This window comes from Neobacillus rhizophilus, assembly GCF_018343535.1.
Classification (GTDB): Bacteria; Bacillota; Bacilli; order Bacillales; family Cytobacillaceae; genus Neobacillus; species Neobacillus rhizophilus.
The window spans coordinates 555,069-578,286 of the sequence record NZ_JAGYPF010000005.1; the positions used below are offsets into that span (position 1 = coordinate 555,069).

27 protein-coding genes are annotated in these 23,218 nt (G+C 39.8%); 22 read left to right on the top strand and 5 right to left on the bottom strand.

What is annotated here, in order from left to right:
- Nucleotides 1-97: 97 nt before the first annotated feature.
- Entirely contained in the window at nucleotides 98-346 is a 249-nt protein-coding gene (locus tag KHA99_RS25690) for a ferredoxin (RefSeq protein WP_042355233.1), read from the bottom strand.
- A gap of 247 nt (nucleotides 347-593) precedes the next feature.
- On the opposite strand from KHA99_RS25690, the gene KHA99_RS25695 reads away from it, so the two are divergent.
- The 5 genes from KHA99_RS25695 to KHA99_RS25715 all read left to right on the top strand — a co-directional run bounded on the left by KHA99_RS25695 (nucleotide 594) and on the right by KHA99_RS25715 (nucleotide 5,010).
- On the top strand, nucleotides 594-1,640 hold the full coding sequence (locus tag KHA99_RS25695) for a YpbB family protein (protein WP_213120328.1): 1,047 nt from the start codon (nucleotides 594-596) through the stop codon (nucleotides 1,638-1,640).
- Nucleotides 1,631-3,139 carry a RecQ family ATP-dependent DNA helicase gene (locus KHA99_RS25700; protein WP_213120329.1) on the top strand — a complete coding sequence of 503 codons (1,509 nt, stop codon included), beginning with the start codon at nucleotides 1,631-1,633 and terminating at the stop codon, nucleotides 3,137-3,139. Before KHA99_RS25695 ends, KHA99_RS25700 begins: the two co-directional genes overlap by 10 nt.
- Nucleotides 3,136-3,747, top strand: coding sequence for a CPBP family intramembrane glutamic endopeptidase (locus KHA99_RS25705; RefSeq protein ID WP_213120330.1), 612 nt, complete (start codon nucleotides 3,136-3,138; stop codon nucleotides 3,745-3,747). Before KHA99_RS25700 ends, KHA99_RS25705 begins: the two co-directional genes overlap by 4 nt.
- A complete protein-coding gene (locus KHA99_RS25710; protein WP_213120331.1) occupies nucleotides 3,740-4,465 on the top strand; it encodes a LysM peptidoglycan-binding domain-containing protein in 726 nt (241 codons plus the stop codon). The genes KHA99_RS25705 and KHA99_RS25710 overlap by 8 nt, the downstream gene beginning before the upstream one ends.
- A gap of 89 nt (nucleotides 4,466-4,554) precedes the next feature.
- Nucleotides 4,555-5,010 (top strand): DUF2663 family protein, encoded by a 456-nt coding sequence (locus KHA99_RS25715; RefSeq protein ID WP_213120332.1) that lies wholly within the window; start codon nucleotides 4,555-4,557, stop codon nucleotides 5,008-5,010.
- Nucleotides 5,011-5,037: 27 nt separating this feature from the next.
- Here KHA99_RS25715 and KHA99_RS25720 read toward each other — a convergent pair whose 3' ends face one another.
- The 3 genes from KHA99_RS25720 to KHA99_RS25730 form a co-directional block, all read right to left on the bottom strand.
- Nucleotides 5,038-5,607 (bottom strand): manganese catalase family protein, encoded by a 570-nt coding sequence (locus KHA99_RS25720; RefSeq protein WP_213120333.1) that lies wholly within the window; start codon nucleotides 5,605-5,607, stop codon nucleotides 5,038-5,040.
- A 173-nt stretch (nucleotides 5,608-5,780) separates the two neighbouring features.
- Nucleotides 5,781-6,041: a spore coat protein CotJB gene (locus KHA99_RS25725; RefSeq protein ID WP_213120334.1), complete on the bottom strand. Its 261-nt coding sequence runs from the start codon at nucleotides 6,039-6,041 to the stop codon at nucleotides 5,781-5,783.
- The gene (locus KHA99_RS25730) at nucleotides 6,038-6,268 is read right to left on the bottom strand and encodes a spore coat associated protein CotJA (RefSeq protein ID WP_213120335.1); all 231 of its coding nucleotides are present in this window, start codon (nucleotides 6,266-6,268) and stop codon (nucleotides 6,038-6,040) included. The genes KHA99_RS25725 and KHA99_RS25730 overlap by 4 nt, the downstream gene beginning before the upstream one ends.
- A 146-nt stretch (nucleotides 6,269-6,414) precedes the next feature.
- On the opposite strand from KHA99_RS25730, the gene KHA99_RS25735 reads away from it, so the two are divergent.
- The 16 genes from KHA99_RS25735 (at nucleotide 6,415) to fni (ending at nucleotide 22,205) form a co-directional block, all read left to right on the top strand.
- Nucleotides 6,415-7,047, top strand: coding sequence for a CBS domain-containing protein (locus tag KHA99_RS25735; RefSeq protein WP_213120336.1), 633 nt, complete (start codon nucleotides 6,415-6,417; stop codon nucleotides 7,045-7,047).
- 64 nt (nucleotides 7,048-7,111) lie between these two features.
- Entirely contained in the window at nucleotides 7,112-7,471 is a 360-nt protein-coding gene (locus KHA99_RS25740; RefSeq protein ID WP_213120337.1) for a hypothetical protein, read from the top strand.
- 27 nt (nucleotides 7,472-7,498) lie between these two features.
- Nucleotides 7,499-8,281, top strand: coding sequence for a metallophosphoesterase (locus KHA99_RS25745; protein WP_213120664.1), 783 nt, complete (start codon nucleotides 7,499-7,501; stop codon nucleotides 8,279-8,281).
- A gap of 152 nt (nucleotides 8,282-8,433) precedes the next feature.
- On the top strand, nucleotides 8,434-9,015 hold the full coding sequence (locus tag KHA99_RS25750; RefSeq protein ID WP_213120338.1) for an adaptor protein MecA: 582 nt from the start codon (nucleotides 8,434-8,436) through the stop codon (nucleotides 9,013-9,015).
- 226 nt (nucleotides 9,016-9,241) lie between these two features.
- Entirely contained in the window at nucleotides 9,242-10,519 is a 1,278-nt protein-coding gene (locus KHA99_RS25755) for a Glu/Leu/Phe/Val family dehydrogenase (protein ID WP_213120339.1), read from the top strand.
- 104 nt (nucleotides 10,520-10,623) lie between these two features.
- Complete coding sequence (locus KHA99_RS25760; RefSeq protein ID WP_213120340.1) at nucleotides 10,624-11,595, top strand: YpdA family putative bacillithiol disulfide reductase; 972 nt, start codon at nucleotides 10,624-10,626, stop codon at nucleotides 11,593-11,595.
- Between the two features lie 7 nt (nucleotides 11,596-11,602).
- Complete coding sequence (locus tag KHA99_RS25765) at nucleotides 11,603-12,559, top strand: asparaginase (RefSeq protein WP_213120341.1); 957 nt, start codon at nucleotides 11,603-11,605, stop codon at nucleotides 12,557-12,559.
- A gap of 82 nt (nucleotides 12,560-12,641) precedes the next feature.
- Entirely contained in the window at nucleotides 12,642-13,331 is a 690-nt protein-coding gene (gene prsW / locus KHA99_RS25770; protein WP_213120342.1) for a glutamic-type intramembrane protease PrsW, read from the top strand.
- Between the two features lie 204 nt (nucleotides 13,332-13,535).
- Entirely contained in the window at nucleotides 13,536-14,291 is a 756-nt protein-coding gene (gene sleB / locus KHA99_RS25775; protein ID WP_213120343.1) for a spore cortex-lytic enzyme, read from the top strand.
- Nucleotides 14,292-14,303: 12 nt separating this feature from the next.
- On the top strand, nucleotides 14,304-15,653 hold the full coding sequence (ypeB, locus tag KHA99_RS25780; protein ID WP_213120344.1) for a germination protein YpeB: 1,350 nt from the start codon (nucleotides 14,304-14,306) through the stop codon (nucleotides 15,651-15,653).
- Nucleotides 15,654-16,215: 562 nt separating this feature from the next.
- Nucleotides 16,216-17,517 carry a group II intron reverse transcriptase/maturase gene (ltrA, locus tag KHA99_RS25785; protein ID WP_213116059.1) on the top strand — a complete coding sequence of 434 codons (1,302 nt, stop codon included), beginning with the start codon at nucleotides 16,216-16,218 and terminating at the stop codon, nucleotides 17,515-17,517.
- A 209-nt stretch (nucleotides 17,518-17,726) separates the two neighbouring features.
- Nucleotides 17,727-17,906, top strand: coding sequence for a DUF5359 family protein (locus tag KHA99_RS25790; RefSeq protein ID WP_213120345.1), 180 nt, complete (start codon nucleotides 17,727-17,729; stop codon nucleotides 17,904-17,906).
- A gap of 715 nt (nucleotides 17,907-18,621) precedes the next feature.
- Nucleotides 18,622-19,296 (top strand): (d)CMP kinase, encoded by a 675-nt coding sequence (cmk, locus tag KHA99_RS25795; RefSeq protein ID WP_213120346.1) that lies wholly within the window; start codon nucleotides 18,622-18,624, stop codon nucleotides 19,294-19,296.
- A gap of 1 nt (nucleotide 19,297) precedes the next feature.
- On the top strand, nucleotides 19,298-19,879 hold the full coding sequence (locus KHA99_RS25800) for a lysophospholipid acyltransferase family protein (protein WP_213120347.1): 582 nt from the start codon (nucleotides 19,298-19,300) through the stop codon (nucleotides 19,877-19,879).
- Between the two features lie 121 nt (nucleotides 19,880-20,000).
- Nucleotides 20,001-21,140 carry a 30S ribosomal protein S1 gene (rpsA, locus tag KHA99_RS25805; protein ID WP_213120348.1) on the top strand — a complete coding sequence of 380 codons (1,140 nt, stop codon included), beginning with the start codon at nucleotides 20,001-20,003 and terminating at the stop codon, nucleotides 21,138-21,140.
- A 12-nt stretch (nucleotides 21,141-21,152) separates the two neighbouring features.
- On the top strand, nucleotides 21,153-22,205 hold the full coding sequence (gene fni, locus KHA99_RS25810; protein ID WP_213120349.1) for a type 2 isopentenyl-diphosphate Delta-isomerase: 1,053 nt from the start codon (nucleotides 21,153-21,155) through the stop codon (nucleotides 22,203-22,205).
- A gap of 96 nt (nucleotides 22,206-22,301) precedes the next feature.
- Here fni and KHA99_RS25815 read toward each other — a convergent pair whose 3' ends face one another.
- Entirely contained in the window at nucleotides 22,302-22,448 is a 147-nt protein-coding gene (locus KHA99_RS25815; protein ID WP_213120350.1) for a YpzI family protein, read from the bottom strand.
- A 107-nt stretch (nucleotides 22,449-22,555) separates the two neighbouring features.
- Here KHA99_RS25815 and KHA99_RS25820 point away from each other — a divergent pair, with 107 nt between their 5' ends.
- Entirely contained in the window at nucleotides 22,556-23,164 is a 609-nt protein-coding gene (locus KHA99_RS25820; protein ID WP_213120351.1) for a YphA family membrane protein, read from the top strand.
- Nucleotides 23,165-23,218: the final 54 nt, after the last annotated feature.

A 23,218-nucleotide genomic window follows, 5' to 3' on the forward strand; every position in this document is an offset into this window, starting at 1 on the left:
CCGCAAAACTAGGGCCTCTGTTTTTTAATCGAAAAAAATAACCCCCCGGCTTATAGTAGGCGGGGGGTAGCAGCTTAAGAATATCTTCAGTCAAAGATTATTCAAATTTAGTTGGGTTACCGTCGAATGGCTCATCAGCAACTTTAATAGAATCAGTTGGGCAGCCTTCGAAAGCGTCCATCATGTCATCAATTAAAACATCTGGAATTTCAACGATACCTTCGTTATCGTCAAGTGTTACGAATGCGATACCTTCATCATCGTAATCATAGATATCTGGTGCAGCAGCGCCGCATGCGCCACACGCGATGCAAGTTTCCTTGTCAACAATTGTGTACTTTGCCATGAAAAAAACCTCCCAGTAAAATAACAAGTAATATTCTTACTTATTTTCCGTTTGTGATGGAAAATACAATTCACATATCTATTGTAAAGCTGTATGAATAACTTTTCAATAGAAATTTGATTTTGGTACCTTTAGTCCCATTATTTCTTAAACTTCCACATTTTTGGACAACACAATACCTGTTTCATGTTAAAATATAATAAAATTTAACTGTTTTTGTCGAATTAGGATAAGTGGTGAGTCTAAAATGGAATGGGTAGAATCAGTTATTCTTTATTGTTTGAAAAAAATTAATAACGAAAGAACTATTTATTCTGTTTACCACATTTTAAAAGGAAAGAAATCGTCGCAAACCATTCAGGATATTCATTTATATTCGTTAAAAAGATTATTTGGAGTACTTGAACCGCTGGCAAGAGACTCCTTTGAAGAGATCATTCATTGTATGAGGGACAACGGGTGGATCATTGAGCAAGGTGAGCAAAAATACCTGCTCAGTTCTTCAGGTGAGCAGCGCTTGAAAAATATCGGTATTCCAATCTTTCTCAATGGCTGGCGTTATCACCATGTGACCACCATATTTTGGGAACGGTTCTCTTTATTAGTGCAGGTAGTATCTAACCTCATTAATCAGGAATCAAGCTATATACCGATTCAAAAAAATAAGAAGGTTCTGTTCTGGGTTAAAGCTGTTCTAAAAGAAAGCCATCTCTCAAGAAGCGAAATTGGCGAAAAATTATATGAAGAATTGAATGAATGCTTCGAAGATGGGAAGGGAATTGATCCGTCTATGATTGTCTTCCGTTTAACTGGATTCCGGCAAATAGGATTAACCGCTCAGCAAGCATCCAAAAAAATGAATGTTAATGTTTACGAATATCATCTTACATTTACTAATACCCTACATTATTTGATTGAAAAAATAGAAACTAGGGGAGCTAATTTTCCGATATTAACCCATCTACTAAAGGGCTTGGAGCTTGGCGATGAATTAACCATTACGGCGAGAAAAACATGGAAATTGCTATCGCAGGGGTATTCGATAGAGATGATAGCCAAAAACAGAAATTTAAAAACAAGCACAATAGAAGATCATTTAGTGGAATTTGCGTTGCAAATAGACCGGTTTTCAATTGATGCTTTTGTTGATAAAGAATTACAGCTGGAAATTTTGCAAATTGCCAATCAAGCCGCCACAAAGCAATTAAAATTAATAAAGGAAAAAGTCAGCCGTGCCAGTTATTTTCAAATTAGGTTAGTGCTGGCGAAGTATGGTGACCGGCAATGGAATTAGAAAATCTTTTAAAAAAACATTTTGGCTATTTATCGTTTAAAACAGGGCAAAAGGAAGCTATTTCGGCTATTTTAAATGGACAACATACCCTGGCCATGCTCCCGACTGGAACGGGCAAATCCCTATGCTACCAGCTTCCTGGTTATGTTTTTGATGGATCGATATTAATCGTTTCCCCGCTTCTATCCCTTATGCAAGATCAAGTGGAACAATTAGGCCGTTTGGGTGAGAAAAGGGTTGTTGCTTTAAACTCCTTTCTTTCCTTGGAGGAAAAAAATTATGTTCTAGACCGGCTGCAGGACTATAAGTTTATCTTTATATCACCGGAGATGCTTCAGTCCTCTTTCATCCTACAAAAGCTTCGGAACCTTGCCATCTCCTTATTTGTAGTGGATGAAGCGCATTGCATTTCTCAATGGGGGTATGATTTTCGGCCGGATTACTCCAAATTGGGTGAAATAAGGAAAAGCTTAGGGTGCCCCCTTACACTAGCTCTTACCGCAACAGCTACAAGAAAGGTCCGGAAGGATATTATCCAATCATTAGGCATAGAGGATGCTGTAAAAGTGGAATCGACAATTGACAGGCCTAATATAGCCATATGGATCGAGGAAATAGAAGGTTATCAGAAAAAGACAGACCGGGTTTTGGAACTTGCTGCAAAGCTTGAAAAACCTGGTATCATTTACTTTTCAAGCAAAAAAATGGCCGAACAAATGGCTTTATTGCTAGAGGAAAAGAATAATTGCAACGCAAGTGCTTACCACGGGGGATTGGATCAGGATACAAGAATATTAATCCAGCAACAATTTATTCATAACCAGCTAGATGTTATATGTGCCACAAGTGCATTCGGGATGGGAGTGAATAAGGAAAATATCAGATTTATTATTCATTTTCATATGCCGATGCAAATCGAGTCCTATCTTCAGGAGATTGGCCGGGCAGGACGTGATGGTCTGGCGAGTATCGCCTATCTTTTATATTCACCTGGAGATGAACAGCTGCCTTTTCAGCTTGCCGAAAGCGAACTCCCGTCGGAACAGCAAATTGACTGGCTGTTTCATGAATTGGAAATTGGACACGGAATAAAAGGCGATGCACTTCAATTCAATCAGGGCACCCAGGAAAGAGGAGGTTTTTCTGAGGTTCAGTGGAGATTAGTGGAGAATCTTCTTCGGAAAGAAGCCAAAGAAAAAAGTTCTCTTCTTGACTGCAAAGAAAGCATTAAAGAATTTGTTAATGAACGCATAACAATGAAGAAAAAAAATATTTACCAAATGTTACAATGGATTCTGTCAAATCGATGCCGTCGCGAATTCCTTTTGAATTATTTTGAGGAACAGGTGACAAGCAGAATTGAGCAATGCTGTGATATTTGCGGAATTGACGAAAAAAACTATTCAGCCTCCCATAAATTGAGGAAGAATCATTTAGGGAAAATTGAATGGAAAGAATACCTGGCCGGATTATTACTTAATAGCGAGTTGAGGGAATGAAAAAGAAATATAATGAACTAATTAGCAGCTTAACTGATAAAGATTTACTTTTTCACTTATATATGACACAGGTCATATTGCTTGTGATCTCACTCATTTTAGGATTGCTCCTATTTGACCATTTCTCTTTTTTGAAAACAATCGATGCAAGAGATATTAAGATTATTTCCATAGGCGTGCCATTGGGGATAGCTGTTGTCATCATTGACTTAATTCTAATGAAGTGGCTGCCTGCATCTTTTTATGATGATGGCGGCTTAAATGAACGGATCTTCCGGAAAAGAAATATATTCCATATTTTTATTATTGCCGCGTTTGTTTCCTTTAGCGAGGAATTATTATTTAGAGGGATCATCCAAACGAAGGTCGGGCTTATTCTGGCTAGCCTTATCTTTGCGGTAATCCATTACCGCTACCTGTTTAATGTGTTTTTATTTATCAACATTATCACGCTTAGTTTTGTTATTGGGGCAGTCTATGAATCGACAAATAATCTGGCTGTCACCATTATGATGCACTTTATTATCGATTTCTTATTAGGTATTTTTATAAAGTATAAACATTCTTCGGCAGATGATCAGCAAGGAGGGGGAGGGCTTCATGAATAGAGAAGAGCCTTATAGAGAGCAAGCCGAAAGATTAAAACAACGAATACAAAAGGTGAATGAAAATATTGACGTGAAGGATGAATTGCCGCCAAGGGAACTGGTCCATCGGGAAAAAAAGAAAAAGGTAAAATGGAAAATAAAATATCCGGTTATTCGGATCCTGGTATTATTCTTTATTCTTCTTCCTGTGATTATTTTCAGTGTTATTTCTTATCTTGATGGAAAACAAATAAATGGCTCTAAAAAAGCCTCAACCGATCCTGTTGGCTATGAAACTATTAATCTAAAAAAATCAACTTCAGAAGAGGCTGATAAAGTGGAGGAGGAACAATCCGTAAATGCCGATGGAGTTGAGGCGACGAATAATCCGGAAAGTGTAGAAGCGGGCACCTCTATAACTCCACCTGCCGAAGAACAGCCGACTGCCAATACGGAAAAAAATGTGTCCACGGAAAGTCCTGTTTCACCTCAAGGGGCTGCCAGCAATAATGCACCAGTGCAGACTCAGAATCAACCATCACAAACGGATACAAGTAAAAGCGAACCAGTACAACAGAAGATCATTCGTCATAAGGTTCAGCAGAAAGAAACATTATTTAGTATTTCGATGAAGTATTATAAATCGCAAAAAGGGATGGATATCATAAAAAAAGCAAACAACATGTCCAACGACGAAATCTATGTTGGTCAGGTATTAAAAATCCCGATTAGCAACTAACCGATCGTTTTTAGGTCGGTTTTTTGTTTTTTAAATCATAAGTTTGCGGACAAGTTCATATTTATTAATGGAGAAATGGAGGGATGGATATGGATTCTCCAATAAGGGAGCTTGAGCATACGGATGAAGCGACCAAGCAGGTTCTAGAAAATGTCCGGAAAAAGAAGGGAAAATTTGATAAAGCAGAAAAGTTACATTATCTTTCTATCTATTCGACTCTTTTAATGGCTGCCGTCTTTTTTTGTTATTTTTATTTTGCCATTGCGAAATATTATTCTTATTCCTTTTTTGCCATGTTTTCTGCTTCGTTAAATGATTCGGTTATCATATTTTTAATGGCGATTACGATCATTGGGTACGGTTCAATGAATATTTTGAAGCAGCAAAAGGATAAGAAGGAGAAGGAATACCAGGAATTGAGGGCTGAGATTGCTGACCGTAGTAAAGATTTTTGGAAGAAGGAAGAAGAGTGGAAAAACCGCCATATCGTTTTTGCAATGATGAAAAAAAATTACGATATCAATCTATATCATGAAAAAAAATAAAGAAGCAGAATCTCTGCCTCTTCCTTATTAAAAAATCTTCTTCTTTCCTTTTTCTTCTTTTAAAATTTCGACCGCTTCGCGGAAGCGTTGGGAGTGGATGATTTCTCTTTCCCGTAGGAAACGAAGACCGTCATTTATGTCGGGGTCATCGCTCATATTGATAATCCATTGGTAAGTTGCCCGTGCTTTCTCTTCTGCAGCAATGTCTTCATAAAGGTCGGCGATTGGGTCACCTTTAGCTTGGATATACTGAGTGGTAAAAGGAATTCCTGCGGCATTATGGTAAAATAGGGCTTTATCATGATCGGCATAGTGCCCGTCAAGCCCTGCTGCCTTCATTTGTTCAACAGTAGCGTCTTTTGTAAGCTTGTAGACCATAGTGGCAATCATTTCCAAGTGAGCAAACTCTTCTGTTCCGATATCTGTCAAAAGTCCGATGACTTTGTCTGGAATCGTATATCGTTGGTTCAAATATCGGAGCGCTGCAGCAAGCTCTCCATCTGCACCGCCATATTGTTCTATCAAAAATTTGGCTAACATCGGGTTGCAGGTGCTGACACGGACAGGATATTGCAGTTTCTTTTCATATATCCACATTTTCCTTTATCCCTCCCTTTGAACATCTAACACTATCAAGCTCCAGCGCCCAACGGCTAGTGTCCTTCGCTCTTCTCCCTACGATAAGTCAAGCACGAATGCGCTATCGCTCTTCGTGTTTATCTCAGTCGAAGCGCTCCAGGCCATACGCCGCTAAACGGGCGCTTCCGCTTTTAAATCTGCCAAGGCCAAGGTGAATCGTCCCAATTCCAAGGATGGCCCGAGTAGCTGTTGCCAAACTGCTGAAGGGGACCAAATTGGCTTTCAAAGGCTTTTTTTATTCTCTTTCTTTCCTTTACATAATGGTTAAATTGGTTTATCGCTTCAAGATCATCATTGTGGGTATCTAAATACAAAGTGAGCTCGACTAGGACAAAGTCGACGGCTTGGAGCTGTTCCATCAATTGATAATACTCGGCAGGAACTTGCTTCATGAAGGGATACCCCCTTCTGCTATTTCATTGGGGCCGTACCAGGGATCATAGAAATCTTTCCAAAGCGTACCTGCTTTAAGAGCCTCAAATGGAGAAAATTGTGGGAGATTTGGCGGTTGAAAACCCATATATAAATGAGGCGGTGTGGAATATTTTTTTTCAAGCATCGGCTTACAGGGGTCGAAAGGACTTACATACGGATGATAGGTCTTGAGATGAGTGTTCATGGAAACCCTCCCTTTATTTCAGCATCAGTTAATCATATGATAATATTCTTATGACATGACATAAAAGTTTAATAAATGAAAGGTTTTTGAACGCTGACATAGAATTATAATGTAGTTGAAGTATTAACCTTAGAGGTGATAGGAAAATGTTCGTAAAAAATATGATGATTCCAAAGCATGACTGTATTACAGCACAGGAAAACGAAACACTTAAAGCAGCCTTGGATCGATTAGAAGCTCAGCAAATTGATGGCCTTCCTGTTTTGCAAGGTAATAAATATGTCGGTGTAGTGACCAGATATGGGATTTATGAAAATTATTTTCTTTCCAATAAAACAAAGGAAGAATATTTAACAACGACGAGTGTGAAAGACATTGCTACCCACCAAGAAATGTTTTTAGAAGGTGCGGAACTATTCGAAAGGACGATGCTTGATTTAAAAGATTTTCCTCTGCTTGCAGTAGTAGATGAGAATCGTAATTTTCTAGGGGTGATAACTCGCTCAGATGTTCTGAGCTTCTTTGAGAGTGCTTTTGGAGTCAATCGCCCCGGGGTGAGGATTGCGTTTACATCAGTTGAGACTGAAGGACGGATCGCCCGCTTATCGGAAATCGCCCATCATTTTCACGAGCATATCATTTCGCTGGTCACCTTTGACGAAACAGATAAGCTGGTCCGAAGAATTGTCATGAAAATTGAAAAGAAAGATAACATTGATAAATTTACGAGAAAGCTTGAAGAACATGGCTTCCGTATTTTAAGCATTGAAGAAGTGTAAAAATATTGAACCGTGGAAATAATACCAATCCCTCTCATACATTGTTATGGGGGGGATTTTTTGAATGATTGAAGTAGGGAGGATTCTGTTTATATATTTGTTCGGCTATTTATTCAGTAATTGGATTTGGATACCGCAACCATTTGTATTGGCTGATTTTTTTATCGGTCTGATTACACATCCTTTTGAGTTTTTGGCTGCCTCCTTAGCCCTGTTTTTTGGTGTGCTTCTTTCGGGTGGTCTAATAAAGGAATTCATACATATGTTAAGAGATGCACGAAAGAAACATCTTCTCCTCTTGAAGATGTTTGAATTGGTGATTCTAGTAATGGTATTTTTGATTCTTTTTCAATTTGGCTGGGAGCAGGCACTTGTCTTTTTTTGTTTAAGTATCGTTTATGGTACCATTTCATTAGAATCTTAAAGTTTTAAAGGGGTATGTCAAATGGGTATCATCCCTATTATCTTGCTTATTATTCTCATCATTGGATTATGTCTCCTTTTATATATGCTACGAGAGGCCTTTTTAAATGATGTGGTCCGTCATGAATTGCTTTTTCCGGATTTTCCTGATTCCTTTGGAAGGATCTCCATCTTTTTTATCTCCGATATTCATAAACGGACAATTTCTGAAAAAGTCATTCAAATAGCTATTGGAAATGCTGATTTTGTTGTGGTAGGAGGAGATTTAACAGAAAGAAATGTGCCTTTAAAAAAAGTTAGGAGCAATTTAATGAAGTTAAGACAAATCGGTCCCGTTTATTTTGTATGGGGAAATAACGATTATGAGGCCGATTTGCATCAGTTACATACGGTGTTTCAGGAAACTGACATAAATGTCTTGGATAACTCAGCCGTCAGCCTGCATTCAAACCATGGCGAAAAGATTTTTTTACTTGGAGTTGACGATGTCACTTTAGGAAGGGACCGGCTTGAGTTGGCCTTAGACAGAACAGAGGCCAATCACTTTAAAATCTTGGTCAGCCATTCCCCGGATATTATCAAGAAAGTTGGGCCAAAGCAGAATATCCGGCTGATTTTAAGTGGGCATACACACGGTGGTCAAATCCGTCTTTTTGGATTCAGTCCCGGGGAAAAAGGGGGAATAAAAAGGGTTCAGAAAACACTGCTTTTCATTAGCAACGGTTATGGAACAACTGCCATCCCCCTTAGATTGGGAGCCCCGACACAGTGCCATTTGATTACTGTCAGAAAAGGAACCGATACCCCTTAGTTAGCTAATATGAAAGGATAAATTCTACTACGCCTCATGAACCGTCCTATCGAACTCGCCAATCGGCGAGTTTTCATTTAAGGGAGACAATTCACAACCGCCTCTCTGCTTTCATAATCTAACATAAGAGATGTCTAGCAGGGGGCAAAAACATGCGCTTAGAACGCTTAGCAGCAAACAAAATAAAAATTATTTTAACGTCCGATGATTTGTTTGAAAGAGGACTTTCCAAGGAGGATATTTGGAAAGAATCCGGCAAATGGAATCAGCTCTTTCACGATATGCTTGAAGAGGCAAGTGAAGAATTCGATGTTGATATAAGGGGTTCGGTAGCGGTTGAAATTTTCTCCCTTCATGCTCAAGGAATTATCATGATTATTACCGTCGACCATACCCGGGAAGATGAGGAAGCATTGGATGAGGGTTTAATTGAAATGCAGGTAAGAGTAGGGGGCTGTGAGGACTTTTTATATGAATTTGAAGAATTTGAAGATATAATCGGTCTTGCGAAACGGCTTTCCTTATTAGGTATTTATGGTGGGAGTCTATATGTATATCGAAGCCGCTACTTTCTTTTGCTGACAAAAATAGAAACCGAACAAAGCTCTATTACCGCCTCATTGATGTCGGAGTTTGGCAATGCATCCATATTAAGTCCGTATGTCTTAAAGGAATACGGAAAACTCATCGTCGGTCACGCAGCGATCGAAACCCTTCTCCACTATTTCAAATGAATAATACACATATCTAATAAGGAGGGGGTTAAACCGCTCCTTAAGTTTTTTTACAATGCTATTTGTTATTTTAAAATAGCAAATAAATGCGAATGACCGCCTTTGCATAATCACATTATATAAAAGGAAAGGTGGATTTTTGTTCTTGCATTAATTGCCTAAAGGTGTATACTTGTGACTGATAGCGGACATTAATCGTTTTAGTATTTTCTTAGGAGGTTTATAAATGTCTACCGAAAAAGGTAATGAAAAGACTAATCATGAGGGTAAGCACGATGTGTTAAAATCAACACAGACCGTTATACATAAAGCCCTTGAAAAATTAGGTTACCCTGAAGAGGTATACGAGCTCTTAAAAGAGCCGCTAAGAATGATGACAGTCAAGATTCCAGTTAGAATGGATGATGGATCTGTAAAAATATTTACTGGATACCGTGCCCAGCATAATGATGCAGTAGGCCCGACAAAGGGAGGAATTCGCTTCCATCCGGGTGTAACAGAGACAGAAGTGAAAGCCCTTTCAATTTGGATGAGCTTAAAATGCGGAATCGTTGATCTTCCATATGGCGGCGGTAAAGGCGGGATTATCTGTGACCCGCGCGATATGTCATTCCGTGAACTTGAAAGATTAAGCCGCGGATATGTAAGGGCAATCAGCCAAATTGTCGGCCCAACAAAAGATATTCCTGCTCCTGACGTATTTACAAACTCGCAAATAATGGCCTGGATGATGGACGAGTACAGCCGGATTGATGAATTTAACAATCCTGGTTTTATCACTGGCAAACCGCTTGTACTTGGCGGTTCCCATGGTCGTGAGTCGGCAACAGCAAAAGGGGTCACTATTTGTATCCGCGAGGCAGCGAAAAAGAGAGGCATCAATATTGAGGGAGCTAGAGTCGTTGTCCAAGGTTTCGGCAACGCTGGCAGCTACTTGTCAAAATTCATGCATGATGCAGGTGCCAAAGTAGTAGGGATTTCAGATGCCTACGGTGCACTTTATGATCCGAATGGACTAGATATCGATTACCTGCTCGACCGAAGGGACAGTTTTGGAACAGTAACAAAGCTTTTCAATAACACAATTACCAATAAGGAACTGCTTGAATTGGAATGTGACATTCTCGTTCCGGCAGCAATTGAGAACCAAATTACCGAAGAGAATGCCCACAATATTCGTGCCGGCATCGTAGTTGAGGCCGCAAACGGACCTACTACATTAGAAGCTACGGAAATTCTAACCGAGCGCGGAATTCTTCTTGTACCTGACGTATTAGCCTCTGCAGGTGGAGTAACTGTTTCGTATTTTGAATGGGTGCAAAATAACCAAGGTTACTATTGGTCTGAGGAAGAAGTAGAAGAAAAGCTTGAAAAAGTGATGGTCAAATCCTTTAACAATATATATGATACAGCCCAAACTCGTCGTGTCGATATGCGTCTTGCTGCTTACATGGTTGGTGTAAGAAAAATGGCTGAAGCAAGCCGCTTCAGGGGTTGGATTTAAGTTGTTACCATTGAAATATATAGAAAAAACTCCTATCATTAACAGGTAGGAGTTTTTTCTATATATTAAAACAGATGCATGAATGTTTTAAGGAGTGTTCCATTGTGCAAATAGAAGACGTAATTATTATTGGCGGGGGACCGTGCGGAATGGCGGCTGGGATCGCCTTACAGGAAATAGGGAAAAGCCCGCTTATCATCGAAAAGGGCAACATCGTAAACTCTTTATATAACTATCCAACACATCAAACCTTTTTTAGTACCAGTGAAAAATTGGAAATTGGTGATGTCGCTTTTCTAACCGAAAATTATAAACCAAAAAGAAATCAAGCTCTAGTCTATTATAGAGAGGTTGCAAAAAGAAAAAAGCTTCGTATTAATCCCTTTGAAAAAGTGACGCAAGTGACAAAAGACAATCAATTGTTTACAGTTGTAACAGAAAAGAATACTTATCGTGCCAAATATGTTGTCATAGCCACCGGCTACTATGATAACCCCAATTTTATGAAGGTACATGGTGAGGATCTGCCTAAAGTGTTTCATTATTTTAAAGAAGCGCATCCCTATTTTGACCAGGATGTCTGTGTTATAGGCGGAAAAAATTCCAGTGTAGATGCGTCCATAGAGCTTGTAAAGGCGGGTGCGAGAGTAACTGTTTTATATCGTGGAAATGAATATTCTCCAAGTATCAAGCCGTGGATTCTTCCGGAATTTGAATCCTTGGTCCGGAATGGAGTCATCCACATGGAGTTTAATGCAAATGTCAAAGAAATAACTGAAAATGAGGTCATCTATGTAAAAGAAGGCCAAGGAAAGACCATAAAAAATGACTTTGTGTTTGCTATGACTGGCTACCACCCAGACCATCAATTCATAAAAAATATGGGAGTGATAATCGACCAAGAATCAGGAAGGCCGATTTTTAACCCTGAAACGATGGAAACAAACGTAGAGGGGATTTATATCGCAGGGGTATTAGCGGCCGGCAACAATGCAAATGAAATCTTTATCGAAAATGGAAGATTTCATGGCGGACAAATTGCGAGTTCCATCTTAGAGAAAGAATCAAAAGGGTGATATTACTATGAAAAAGGTTGTTTTGTTAACTACAGGCGGTACAATTGCAAGCAAGCCAAATAAAGATTCTGGAAAACTTGCATCTGGTGCTTTAACGGGTGAAGAACTGGCCGCTATGTGCCAATTGCCGAATGATATTGAAGTCATTGTTGAATCTGTCTTTCAAAAAGCTAGTATTCATATCACTTTTGACGATTTACTTTTATTAAAATCAAAAATTGAGGGCTATTTTAAAGATGATACTGTTTGTGGAGTGGTCGTCACACACGGGACAGATACAATGGAAGAAACAGCCTACTTCCTTGATTTGACAATTGCTGATTCCCGTCCAGTTGTAGTAACCGGATCACAGCGTTCCCCAGAAGATTTGGGGAGTGATGTCTACATTAACCTTAGGCATGCCATCTATTCAGCTTGTTCTAAAGATTTGCATGATGCCGGGGCAGTTGTCGTTTTTAATGAGCGGATTTTTGCAGCAAGATACGTCAAGAAGGAACACGCATCCAATATTCAGGGGTTTAACTCCTTTGGATTTGGCTATCTAGGAATCATTGATAACGACCAGGTTCATATTTATCAAAAGCCTATAAAACGGGAATTTTATAAGGTTCTTACAGCTATCCCCCAGGTTGAGATCATTAAATGCTATATTGGTGCCGATGGAAAATTTATTAAGGCTGCTAGAGAAGCGGGAGTAAAAGGAATCATCCTCGAGGGGGTGGGGCGCGGCCAGGTTGCCCCTAAAATGATGGAAGAAATAGAACTGTCAATAAAAGCTGGAATTAAGATGGTCGTTACCACCAGTGCTGAAGAGGGTTCAGTTTACACAACCTATGATTACGAGGGCAGTGCCTATGATCTTTATAAAAAGGGAGTCATCCTTGGCAGCGATAATGACTCCAAAAAGGCAAGAATTAAACTTGCTGTTTCGCTAGCAAGCGGCCTGGAAAATATTCAATATTAATGGAAGCTGGAATAAATCTTTCATTTTCCTTACGTCATTTCCATGTTAGACTTAAGAAAATGGAGTTGAAAAGAGGTTCATCATGCTGGGAATCTTATCTGCCGGGATCGCTCCCGGCTTGGCCTTGCTAAGTTATTTTTATTTAAAAGATGAATATGAATCTGAGCCTATTCCCCTTGTTCTTAGAACATTTTTGTATGGTGCGCTGTTGGTATTTCCGATTATGTTTATCCAGCATGTCCTAAAGACAGAGCAATTACTTGATTCAAGCATGATTAACGCATTTATCAGTACCGGTTTTCTTGAGGAATTTTTTAAATGGTTTATTGTTTTTTATGCCATTTATCAACATGTTGAATTTGATGAACCATTTGATGGAATTGTCTATGGTGCGGCAGTTTCCCTTGGTTTTGCTACCGTTGAGAATATTTTTTACCTGATTGCTAACGGCATTGAACATGCCGTAACCCGGGCGCTGCTTCCGGTCTCCAGTCATGCACTTTTTGGGGTTATAATGGGATTTTATTTTGGCAAGGCAAAGTTTACCGAAGGCAATAAAGCGAAATGGCTTGCTTTGTCGTTGTTACTCCCATTTGTTCTGCACGGCTTTTACGATTTAATCCTGCTATCTTTAGAAAATTGGCTGCTTATCATATTTCCTTTCATGATCTTTCTATGGTGGTTTGGACTTAGAAAAGTGAAAAAAGCGAAATTGTTAAGTGCTAACCATTTTAAAAAACAATATTCACTTAAAAAGACCCTTCATCATTGATGTTGGGTTTTTTCAGCTAATAAGAAAGTATAAAATTTTTCCAAATTTTATACTTTCTTAACGCATAAGTGCAACTACGCCTCTGTCTTCGCCCTTACAGGCTCGCCAATCGACGAGTTTTCTTTATTTAATTGGAATAAAAACACCATTTAAACAAAAAATAGGATTAATGCAAAAAGATTTACAAATGGGGGTTAATGTTCCATGTTGAAGAAACCGATTTTAATAAATCTGCTAATCTTATCCCTTTTAATAACGCCGATACCATTCGTGAAAACCAATCAGGTTCAAGCTTTTTCGGGACAGGTAATCCAGCATGGTGCGGTTGGCACCGATGTCATTGAATTACAAGAAAGGCTCAAACATTTAGGGTTTTTTACAGGGACGGTGGATGGCGTTTTCGGCTGGAGGACCTATTGGGCATTACGGAATTTCCAGTATGAATTTGGGCTGCCGATTGATGGGATGGCAGGACCAAATACAAAAGCGAAACTCGTGAAGGCGAGCAAAAACTATAAGGCGGGCAATAATTCTGCGGCAAAACCAAATGCAAAACCGCAAGCACCTGCCAAAAAGCCCACCGCTGCGAACACTCCGGCCGGTTTTTCACAAAATGATATCCGCTTGATGGCCAATGCCGTTCATGGGGAGTCGAGAGGTGAACCATATATCGGCCAGGTAGCAGTTGCTGCAGTTATTCTAAACAGGGTACAAAGTGCTTCATTTCCAAATACGGTTTCAGGAGTTATCTTTGAACCGGGAGCATTTACGGCAGTTGCTGATGGACAGATTTGGCTGACCCCGAATGAAACTTCCAAGAAAGCAGTGATCGATGCGATAAATGGCTGGGACCCTACCGGCGAAGCCTTGTATTATTTTAATCCGGCAACGGCAACGAGCGGATGGATCTGGGGAAGACCGCAAATTAAAAAAATTGGCCAACATATTTTTTGCAAGTAGAGGTGAAGACAGTTGATTAGAGGAATATTGATTGGCGTTCTCGCGATAGCTATTGCGGGTACTGCCTACTGGGGTTACCAGGAACATCAAGAGAAAAACGCGGTGCTTTTAAATGCAGAAAACAATTATCAACGGGCGTTCCATAATCTTACTTATCGAATGGACCTTTTAAATGACAAAATTGGCACAACACTTGCTATGAACTCAAGAAGTTCGTTATCGCCGTCGCTAATTGAAGTTTGGAGACTCACGTCACAGGCGCACAGCGATGTTGGGCAGCTTCCATTGACGCTGCTGCCATTTAATAAAACAGAGGAATTTCTTGCGAATATCGGAAACTTCAGCTATCGGACTGCCGCCAGGGATTTGGATAAGGAGCCCCTTTCTGAGCAGGAGTACGAAACGTTGAAGTCCCTTTATAAGCAATCCGGTCAAATCCAGTCCGAGCTTAGAAAAGTCCAGCATATGGTACTAAAGAATAATTTGCGCTGGATGGATGTTGAGCTTGCCCTGGCCTCAGGTAAGGAAAATACAGATAACACGATTATTGACGGTTTCAAAACGGTTGAGAAAACCGTCAGCGGCTATGAAGAAACTGCCCAGGGGCTTACCTTAACAAATTTGCAAAAAAAGGATGAAAACTATAAAAAAATTAAAGGGAAATCCATTACAAAGCAAGAGGCAGCTGACATTGCGAAAAAATATATGAAAATTGACGACAATGCCGATGTGAAGGTCACCAAAAATGGCAAAGGGTCTGACTATGGCTTTTACAGTGTTTCCGTAAGGAATAACCAAACTGGTCAGGAAGCTAGTATGGACATTACCAAAAAGGCCGGCCATCCCATTTGGTTTATGAACAACCGCCCGATCGATAAGCAGGCCATCAGTTTGAATGATGCCAATAATAAAGCACTTGCTTTTTTAAAAGAAACCGGCTTTAAAGACTTAGAGACTTTTGAAAGTTTTCAATATGATAATGTTGGTGTCTTTAATTTTGTCACCACAACTAATGGGGTCAGAATCTATCCGGAATCGGTAAAGGTTAAGGTTGCACTAGATAATGGCGATATTGTCGGGGTTTCTGCGGAGGATTACTTAAAGTCCTTTCAAACAAGAAATTTAGATAAACCAACCATTACACTTGAAGATGCTAGAAAGAAAGTGAACCCAAATTTAAAGGTGATGGAGGACCGTCTTGCTGTTGTCATCAATGATTTAAATGAGGAAGTATTATGTTACGAATTTCTTGGGACAATGGGAGAAGATACTTACCGCATTTTTATTAATGCAAAAACAGGTATGGAAGAAAAAGTGGATAAACTCAAAAATGCGGAAAATATGTATGAAGGTGTTTTATAAGGAAAAGCGCTTGCTTTTCCTTTCTATATTGCGTGCCCAGCAAGCCGTTAATTGCTAATTGGTGAAAGTCCAATCTGAGTAAGTACTAAGACGCTCAGTAGCTGACAGGCAACTGGTGAAGAAACTCTAAGGTTGAAGCCCTGTGACAAAGTAACTCTCTAGCAGAGTGCGAGCAAACTAACAGGTTGTAACATTAAGTGAATCCTGCCGTCTCGTCAAAGGAACCCACCGTCGGTGGCTAAAGAGAAGTCGAGCCTTGAGTATATGGGCGAAGACCATGGAAGGTGTGAAGAACTTGGGAAAGCAGCACCAAGGAATCTCTCGGGGTAAGGGGAGCGACATGTTAGGAAAGTAATTAACGGAACTGGGGATACCCTCCTCGTCACTTTCATACGAAAGTAAAGCAGAAACCTATAAGTGTAAACGAAGTGGTGAATGGATGAGAGGGAGTCGGAGGGGGTCATAGTACCAATGATGACAATGACAACATAACATTGTCTAGGGAAGGACGGCAAAAGCCAATACCCTACTTCGTTCATATGTTGGAAGGAGGTAAGAGTCAGTGAATGCCAAGAAAATGGCTAACTACACCAATAAAGTAAAAGCTCAAGAACTCTGGAAGACGTTATATCTTTGTGCCAAGGAAAACACTAGCCGTAGATTTCATGCTTTATATGACAAAATTTATCGTCCTGATATCCTATGGGAAGCCTGGCAACGTGTGAAACGAAAGAAAGGCAGTGGGGGCGTAGATGGACAATCGATTGTAAATATCGTCGAGGAATACGGAGAGAAGAAGTTCTTGAACGAACTCTACCTAGAGTTGAAAGAGAACAGATATCATCCCAATCCAGTCCTAAGAACCTACATACCAAAGGATGACGGGAAGAAACGTCCATTAGGAATCCCAACCATTAAAGATAGAGTTGCACAAATGGCTACTAAGATGGTTATTGAACCTATTTTTGAGGCTGACTTTCATGATTGCTCATTTGGTTTTCGTCCTAAACGTAATGCTCATCAAGCCATGGCAAAGATACGAAAAGCGAGTAAGAAATGTTTTTGGGTAGTAGACGTCGATATCCAAGGATATTTTGATAACATCAACCAAGATAAATTGATGAAATTGGTCGAACAACGTATCAGTGACCGCAGAGTTCTAAAGCTAATTCGTAAGTGGCTGAAGGCGGGCATCATGGAAGAAGGTAAGATTAGAAATCCGATTTCTGGAACACCGCAAGGTGGTGTTATCTCCCCGCTGTTAGCGAATATCTATTTAAACACAATGGATAAAATTTGGGAGAAGCGATTTAATCATTTAGGTGAACTGGTCAGGTATGCGGATGACTTCGTCATCATGTGCAACACTAAACAACATGCACTTAAAAGCATTAAAGTTATTCAAGCAATAATGGGAAAACTGGACCTTTCAATTAATCGAGATAAATCAAGATTGGTTCATCTTTGGGATGATATAGAGGGTTTTGACTTCTTAGGATTTCATAATAGGAAGTTTCCAATCCGTCGGAAAGGCGGTTACACATTATTTGTGATGTCACACATCCCGAAAAAGAACGCAATGAAGAAAATGCGTGCAAAAATTAAGGCATACACTGAGCCAAGGGCAAAATTGTACATGGATATTCATGACTTGGTGATCGGATTAAACAAGAAACTACAAGGTTTCAAAAATTACTATCTCATATCACTTAATGCAAAGAAATGGCTTAATCGGATTGATTGGTATGTGTTAGAACGCCTAACATTATTCTATAACAAGAAAAGAAATAGTCGTATGAAACATGGGAATTTAATAGACGTACGAAAAGAAATTGGTCATTTATTAGTGAAATTGGCTAGTTAGTCTCCGTAAAGCCAAAGAAAGAAGAACGTCGGAAAGCCGTATGAGGGAAAACTTCACGTACGGTTTGATGAGGAGGAACTGAAAGTAAAAGAGATAGCCGAAAGGCTATCCCTCTGAAATCAGTTTCTTACTCTACTGGTGCGCTATTGAGAATAAAATATCGAATCAGCCCCCATAATAGGAATAACTTGGTTTTGGGGTGAATGGATTTGGAGAAAATCGAAAAAATTTTAATGAAGATAATCATCATACAATTTCTGTTTTTACTTCTAACGCAATTTTTTTTGCATCAACTTGATACGCTGCCGGAATTGCAGCAGCTAACCAAATACGAAGGCGTCAACGAAAATTCCATCACCGAAATACTCCAGACCTTTCAAGGAAACTAAAGATTTATTAATTGATTGTCTCTGCTAAAGGGCCTGTTGATTTCCGCTCCAGGCACTCGCTTTCCGCGGGGAGGTCCTGGAGCCTCCTCGGCGCTATGCGCCAGTGGGGTCTCCAGTGACCTCTCGATACCGCAAGAGTCGAGTGCCCTCTGCTCCAATCAACAGGGATGCAAACCAACCTTAGGATTGCAACACAATTTTTCCAAAATTGCTGTGTGTTGCAATTCTTTTTTTTAGCAGGCAGTTAGAAATGCCTGCTATTGGACATTTTAACACCTAACACGATCCTTTTTGTCTATTAGAAGCGTTCTGTTAGACATTTTTACATTAATAACCACCCGTTTTGACCAATAGAAGTATTCTATTGGACATTTTAACACCTAACACGATCTGTTTTGTCCATTAGATGCCTCCTATTGGACATTTTCACTCAAAGCCGCGACTGTTTTGTCTTTAAGAAACCTTCTATTGGACATTTTCCATTCGGATTCCTTCCCATTTGTCCTGAAAAGCTTATATATTAATAAATATATAAACAAAAATTAATGCCATGAATTTTTAAATAAAGTAAAAAATTAGAAGCTATCGTTAGTTTCTCTACAATCTGAGCAGGCTTGCCTGCTTTTTTTGATTTAATGGATTAAATTAAGGAAGGATTCCATTCTCTTATGGTAAAATAGAAATAGACAACTTTAGATATTCATTAGGAGGACTTATGAATAGAAAAATATCCATCGCAATTGACGGGCCAGCTGCTGCCGGTAAAAGCACTGTAGCAAAAATTGTCGCAGAAAACTTATCGTATATTTACATTGATACAGGTGCCATGTATCGGGCGTTGACATATAAAGCAATTGCGAACAATCTTGATCTTGAAGATGAAGACTCCCTAGTGGAAATGCTGCTCAAAACAGAAATAGGACTCCTGCCTTCTGATAACGGGCAAATCGTTTTACTTGATAATCTGGATGTTACTAACGAAATCCGCACATCTGAAGTAACCAATTTGGTATCCATTCCTTCCAAACATCTGCGGGTAAGGGAAGAAATGGTGAGAAGACAGCAATCGTTTGCGAAAAGCGGCGGTGTTGTCATGGATGGGCGTGACATTGGGACCCATGTTTTACCGAATGCAGAGGTAAAAGTCTTTTTACTCGCCAGTGTGGACGAAAGAGCTGAGCGGCGCCATTATGAAAATCTTCAAAAGGGTTTCCCATCAGACTTGGAAAAACTAAAAGAAGAAATTGCGCGTAGAGATAAAATCGACTCTGAAAGAGAAGTAGCTCCTTTGAAAAAGGCGGAAGATGCCACCGAAATTGATACCACCTCTTTGACTATTCTGGAAGTAGTCGATAAAATTATGGCTCTTGTGCACGAAAGGATTGGATGAGTTGACGTTTTATACCTTTGCCAGATCAGTAGTAAACGCAATCTTTAAACCGTGGTATCGAGTTGAAACGATTGGAGCGGAGAATATTCCAAAAGAAGGCGGCGTGCTCCTTTGTTCCAATCATATTCATAATTTTGACCCTATTATTGTCGGGATTACCGGGAAAAGACCTGTCTATTTTATGGCCAAAGAGGAAATCTTCCAAGTCCCTGTCTTAGGGAACATCGTGCGGAAATGTAACGCTTTTCCTGTAAAAAGAGGAATGAGTGATCGCGAAGCACTAAGAAAAGGAATCAACATCTTAAAGGATGGGCATGTGCTTGGACTTTTTCCAGAAGGAACGAGAAGTAAAACTGGGGAATTAGGGAAAGGTCTTGCCGGTGCTGGGTTCTTTGCCTTGAAAACGAATTGTACTGTTGTTCCGTGTGCGATTCTTGGCCCTTACAAAAACCTGCAAAAGTTAAAGGTAGTTTATGGGAAACCTATTCAAATGGACGAACTTAGAACTTCGAAGGCATCTGCGGAAGTAGCCACTGAATTAATTATGGCTGAAATTCATAAACTTATTAAAGAGGATCGATAGGTTTCCGCTTGACAAAATACATGATTTATAAGAAGTTAAATAATGAGATTCAATTTTGGGCAAATCAGAATTTATAGATAATTATAGATTTTGCTAGTCAATGGATTAAGGAGGATTACATATGTCTGAAGAATTAAATCAGGTAGAAGTGAAAAGCTTTGAAGTTGGCGACAAGGTAACCGGACAAGTTACTAAAGTAGAAGAAAAGCAGGTGCTTGTAGATATCCAAGGCAGCAAACTTGATGGGATTATTCCAATCAGCGAATTATCAAGCCTGCATATTGAAAAAGCCTCTGATGCCGTTAAAGAAGGCGATGAACTAGAGCTTGAAGTAATGAAGGTTGAAGAAGAAGCATTAATTCTTTCAAAAAGAAAAGTGGATGCCGGCAAAGCTTGGGAAAGCCTTGAGCAGAAATTCCAAAGCGGCGAGGTTATTGAAACTGAAGTAAAAGATGTAGTGAAAGGCGGCCTAGTTGTCGACCTTGGAGTTCGCGGCTTTGTCCCTGCTTCCCTTGTTGAGACATATTTTGTCGAGGATTTTAGCGACTACAAGGGCAGAACGATTACTTTTAAAATTGTCGAGCTTGATAAAGAAAAAAATCGCTTAATCCTTTCCCACCGTGCTGTTGTTGAACAGGAAAAGGCGAAGCAAAAACTATCCCGTCTTGATGCAATTCAGCCGGGTGATATCATTGAAGGTACAGTTCAAAGATTAACTGATTTTGGTGCTTTTGTTGATATTGGCGGAATTGACGGACTTGTCCATATTTCCCAATTATCACACGAACATGTCAATAAACCAACAGATGTTGTACATGAAGGCCAAAACGTTAATGTAAAAGTCTTAAGCGTGGATCGTGACAGCGAAAGAATCTCATTATCCATTAAAGAGACACTTCCTGGACCTTGGTCAAACATCTCAGAAAAGGCTCCAAAGGGCAGTGTGTTAACCGGAACCGTTAAACGATTGGTTTCTTATGGCGCTTTCGTTGAGGTATTCCCAGGTGTTGAAGGGCTTGTTCATATCTCCCAGATTGCCCATAAACACATTGGTACCCCTCATGAGGTGTTAAAGGAAGGACAAGAGGTATCCGTTAAAGTTTTAGATGCAAATGAAGCAGAGCAGCGCTTATCTTTGAGCATCAAGGAGCTTCTTGAAAAAGAGGTTGAGGAAACCTACGATTATGAACTTCCGGAAGAATCAAAAGGATTCCAGCTTGGTGAAATGATTGGAGATAAGTTAAAGAATCTGAGAAAATAATGGTGATAAAACGTGTCTAGATTGGAACGTAAATGGGATCACATCCGCCTAGCTATTGAAAATGGGCAAACGCGTTCTTCAGCATTTGATGATATCAAATTTATTCACCAAAGCTTACCGAATATTGGTATTAGTGATGTTCGATTAAATCAAACAATAGGCGAACTTTATTTAAGTTCGCCTATTTTTATCAATGCGATGACGGGCGGCGGCGGTGAAAAAACCTATTCGATTAATAAGGAACTGGCCATTGCTGCAAGTGAGCTTGGATTGGCGATGGCTGTCGGTTCACAAATGTCGGCTGTTAAGGACCGTACTCAAAGCTATACCTATGAAGTGGCCCGTAAAGAGAATCCGAATGGAGTTTTGATTGCCAATCTTGGCAGTGAAGCAAAGTTGGACGATGCAAAATATGCAATTGAAATGATTGAAGCAAATGCGCTGCAAATTCATTTAAATGTGATCCAAGAGCTGACCATGCCGGAGGGGGATCGTGACTTTTCAGGAGCCTTAAAAAGAATTGAATCCATCGTAAACGGTGTAGAAGTCCCGGTGATCGTAAAAGAGGTGGGCTTTGGGATGTCCCGTGAAACGGTTCAAATGCTTTTCTCGATAGGGGTGCAAATTGCCGATTGTGGGGGAGCCGGAGGAACCAACTTTGCGGAGATCGAAAATAAACGCAGAGAGAAATCCCTCCCTTTTTTCACTGATTGGGGCATACCTACTCCTGTTTCTATTGCTGAAGCTTCATCCATTTCCAACATTTCCATCTTTGGCTCTGGCGGTTTTATGAACGGTTTGGATATCGTCAAAGGAATAGCCTTGGGAGCGGATGCGATCGGGATTGCCGGCCATTTCCTGAGGATTCTTGTAGAAAAAGGGACAGAAGCATTAGTAGATGAAATGCAGGAACTGCTTATGGAGATTACTCTTATTATGACAGCCTTAGGGGCAAAATCCATTTCGGAATTAAAACATGTTCCCTTGATTATTTCTGGGGAGACTTATCACTGGTTAACCCAAAGAGGAATTGATACTAAACAATACAGCCAGCGACAATTTTAAAGCTCCTGCAAAAAGCAGGAGCTTTTCTTCATTGGCTGGCTGCAGCCCTAGGGCTCGGGGCCAGAAGCCCCTGGTCAAGGCGCTTCCGCTTTTCTATTAGTAGTCGTCCTTCCCATCATTTAAACCTCTTGCCTCATCAGGACCTGACAGTTTCGTGGCCCCCTTATAGTGCAAGGCATGATCACGGTCTGACTCCACTCTTCTGCTTGCTTTCAGCTTTTTCTCTTGGCGGTCTTTTCCCATTTTTTCTACACCTCCTCTTTATAAGATGAATCACACAGGAAATATTATTCAGTGAGTATAAAAGTTCATCAAGAATATCAATAATGATAATAATAGGAGGTGTATGTATGGAAGGTGCGGCATTTTATTTGATTTTTTGGATGTTTTGGGTTTACCTTACGTTTATTTTACCTAAGGATAACCCGTATCGGCTAAGGCTTGCGGCTGCGGTATTAATCTTGATTATTTTTTCAAACCATCATTTTAGTTTCGGCATGGTTGACGTTTATGCAAACGCGGTTGTCATCTTAAGTTATTCATATTTATTTATAAGCAAAGAAAAGCAGCGGGTAATCATATACCTTCTCATTTGTTCTTTAATAATCACAATCGCATACGTAACCTTCCATTTGTTCGAAATATTTGACCCGGTTTGGTTAATATTTAAGAAGGAATGGATGATGGGAATCGGTATCGGCTATTTGGCCATAATCCTGCTAAACACGTTAAAGGGGAGACTGCTGATTATATTTAGTGGAACCATGCAGGGAGAGATATTGTATACGTATATTTTAAATAAATTTCAATTTCCGCATTCGATCGGAGATTTTGCGTATTTAGATGTATGTGCGTTGATTTCCGCAGTAACGGTTGGCTGGAGCCTTTTGGAAAATGCAGGAGCAGTACTGCAAAATCATTTTCATTTTTTGGAAAAAGCAAAACAAAAATCTTCATAACAAGATTTATTCCCCCTATCCATTGCAGGAGGAGATTAACATTTGCTAAGATAG

Coding starts and splice junctions, on each gene's coding strand:
- KHA99_RS25690 (WP_042355233.1), bottom strand. CDS start 346: ATGGCAAAGTACACAATTGTTGACAAGGAAACTTGCATCGCGTGTGGC.
- KHA99_RS25695 (WP_213120328.1), top strand. CDS start 594: ATGGAATGGGTAGAATCAGTTATTCTTTATTGTTTGAAAAAAATTAAT.
- KHA99_RS25700 (WP_213120329.1), top strand. CDS start 1,631: ATGGAATTAGAAAATCTTTTAAAAAAACATTTTGGCTATTTATCGTTT.
- KHA99_RS25705 (WP_213120330.1), top strand. CDS start 3,136: ATGAAAAAGAAATATAATGAACTAATTAGCAGCTTAACTGATAAAGAT.
- KHA99_RS25710 (WP_213120331.1), top strand. CDS start 3,740: ATGAATAGAGAAGAGCCTTATAGAGAGCAAGCCGAAAGATTAAAACAA.
- KHA99_RS25715 (WP_213120332.1), top strand. CDS start 4,555: ATGGATTCTCCAATAAGGGAGCTTGAGCATACGGATGAAGCGACCAAG.
- KHA99_RS25720 (WP_213120333.1), bottom strand. CDS start 5,607: ATGTGGATATATGAAAAGAAACTGCAATATCCTGTCCGTGTCAGCACC.
- KHA99_RS25725 (WP_213120334.1), bottom strand. CDS start 6,041: ATGAAGCAAGTTCCTGCCGAGTATTATCAATTGATGGAACAGCTCCAA.
- KHA99_RS25730 (WP_213120335.1), bottom strand. CDS start 6,268: ATGAACACTCATCTCAAGACCTATCATCCGTATGTAAGTCCTTTCGAC.
- KHA99_RS25735 (WP_213120336.1), top strand. CDS start 6,415: ATGTTCGTAAAAAATATGATGATTCCAAAGCATGACTGTATTACAGCA.
- KHA99_RS25740 (WP_213120337.1), top strand. CDS start 7,112: ATGATTGAAGTAGGGAGGATTCTGTTTATATATTTGTTCGGCTATTTA.
- KHA99_RS25750 (WP_213120338.1), top strand. CDS start 8,434: ATGCGCTTAGAACGCTTAGCAGCAAACAAAATAAAAATTATTTTAACG.
- KHA99_RS25755 (WP_213120339.1), top strand. CDS start 9,242: ATGTCTACCGAAAAAGGTAATGAAAAGACTAATCATGAGGGTAAGCAC.
- KHA99_RS25765 (WP_213120341.1), top strand. CDS start 11,603: ATGAAAAAGGTTGTTTTGTTAACTACAGGCGGTACAATTGCAAGCAAG.
- prsW (WP_213120342.1), top strand. CDS start 12,642: ATGCTGGGAATCTTATCTGCCGGGATCGCTCCCGGCTTGGCCTTGCTA.
- sleB (WP_213120343.1), top strand. CDS start 13,536: ATGTTGAAGAAACCGATTTTAATAAATCTGCTAATCTTATCCCTTTTA.
- cmk (WP_213120346.1), top strand. CDS start 18,622: ATGAATAGAAAAATATCCATCGCAATTGACGGGCCAGCTGCTGCCGGT.
- rpsA (WP_213120348.1), top strand. CDS start 20,001: ATGTCTGAAGAATTAAATCAGGTAGAAGTGAAAAGCTTTGAAGTTGGC.
- KHA99_RS25815 (WP_213120350.1), bottom strand. CDS start 22,448: ATGGGAAAAGACCGCCAAGAGAAAAAGCTGAAAGCAAGCAGAAGAGTG.
- KHA99_RS25820 (WP_213120351.1), top strand. CDS start 22,556: ATGGAAGGTGCGGCATTTTATTTGATTTTTTGGATGTTTTGGGTTTAC.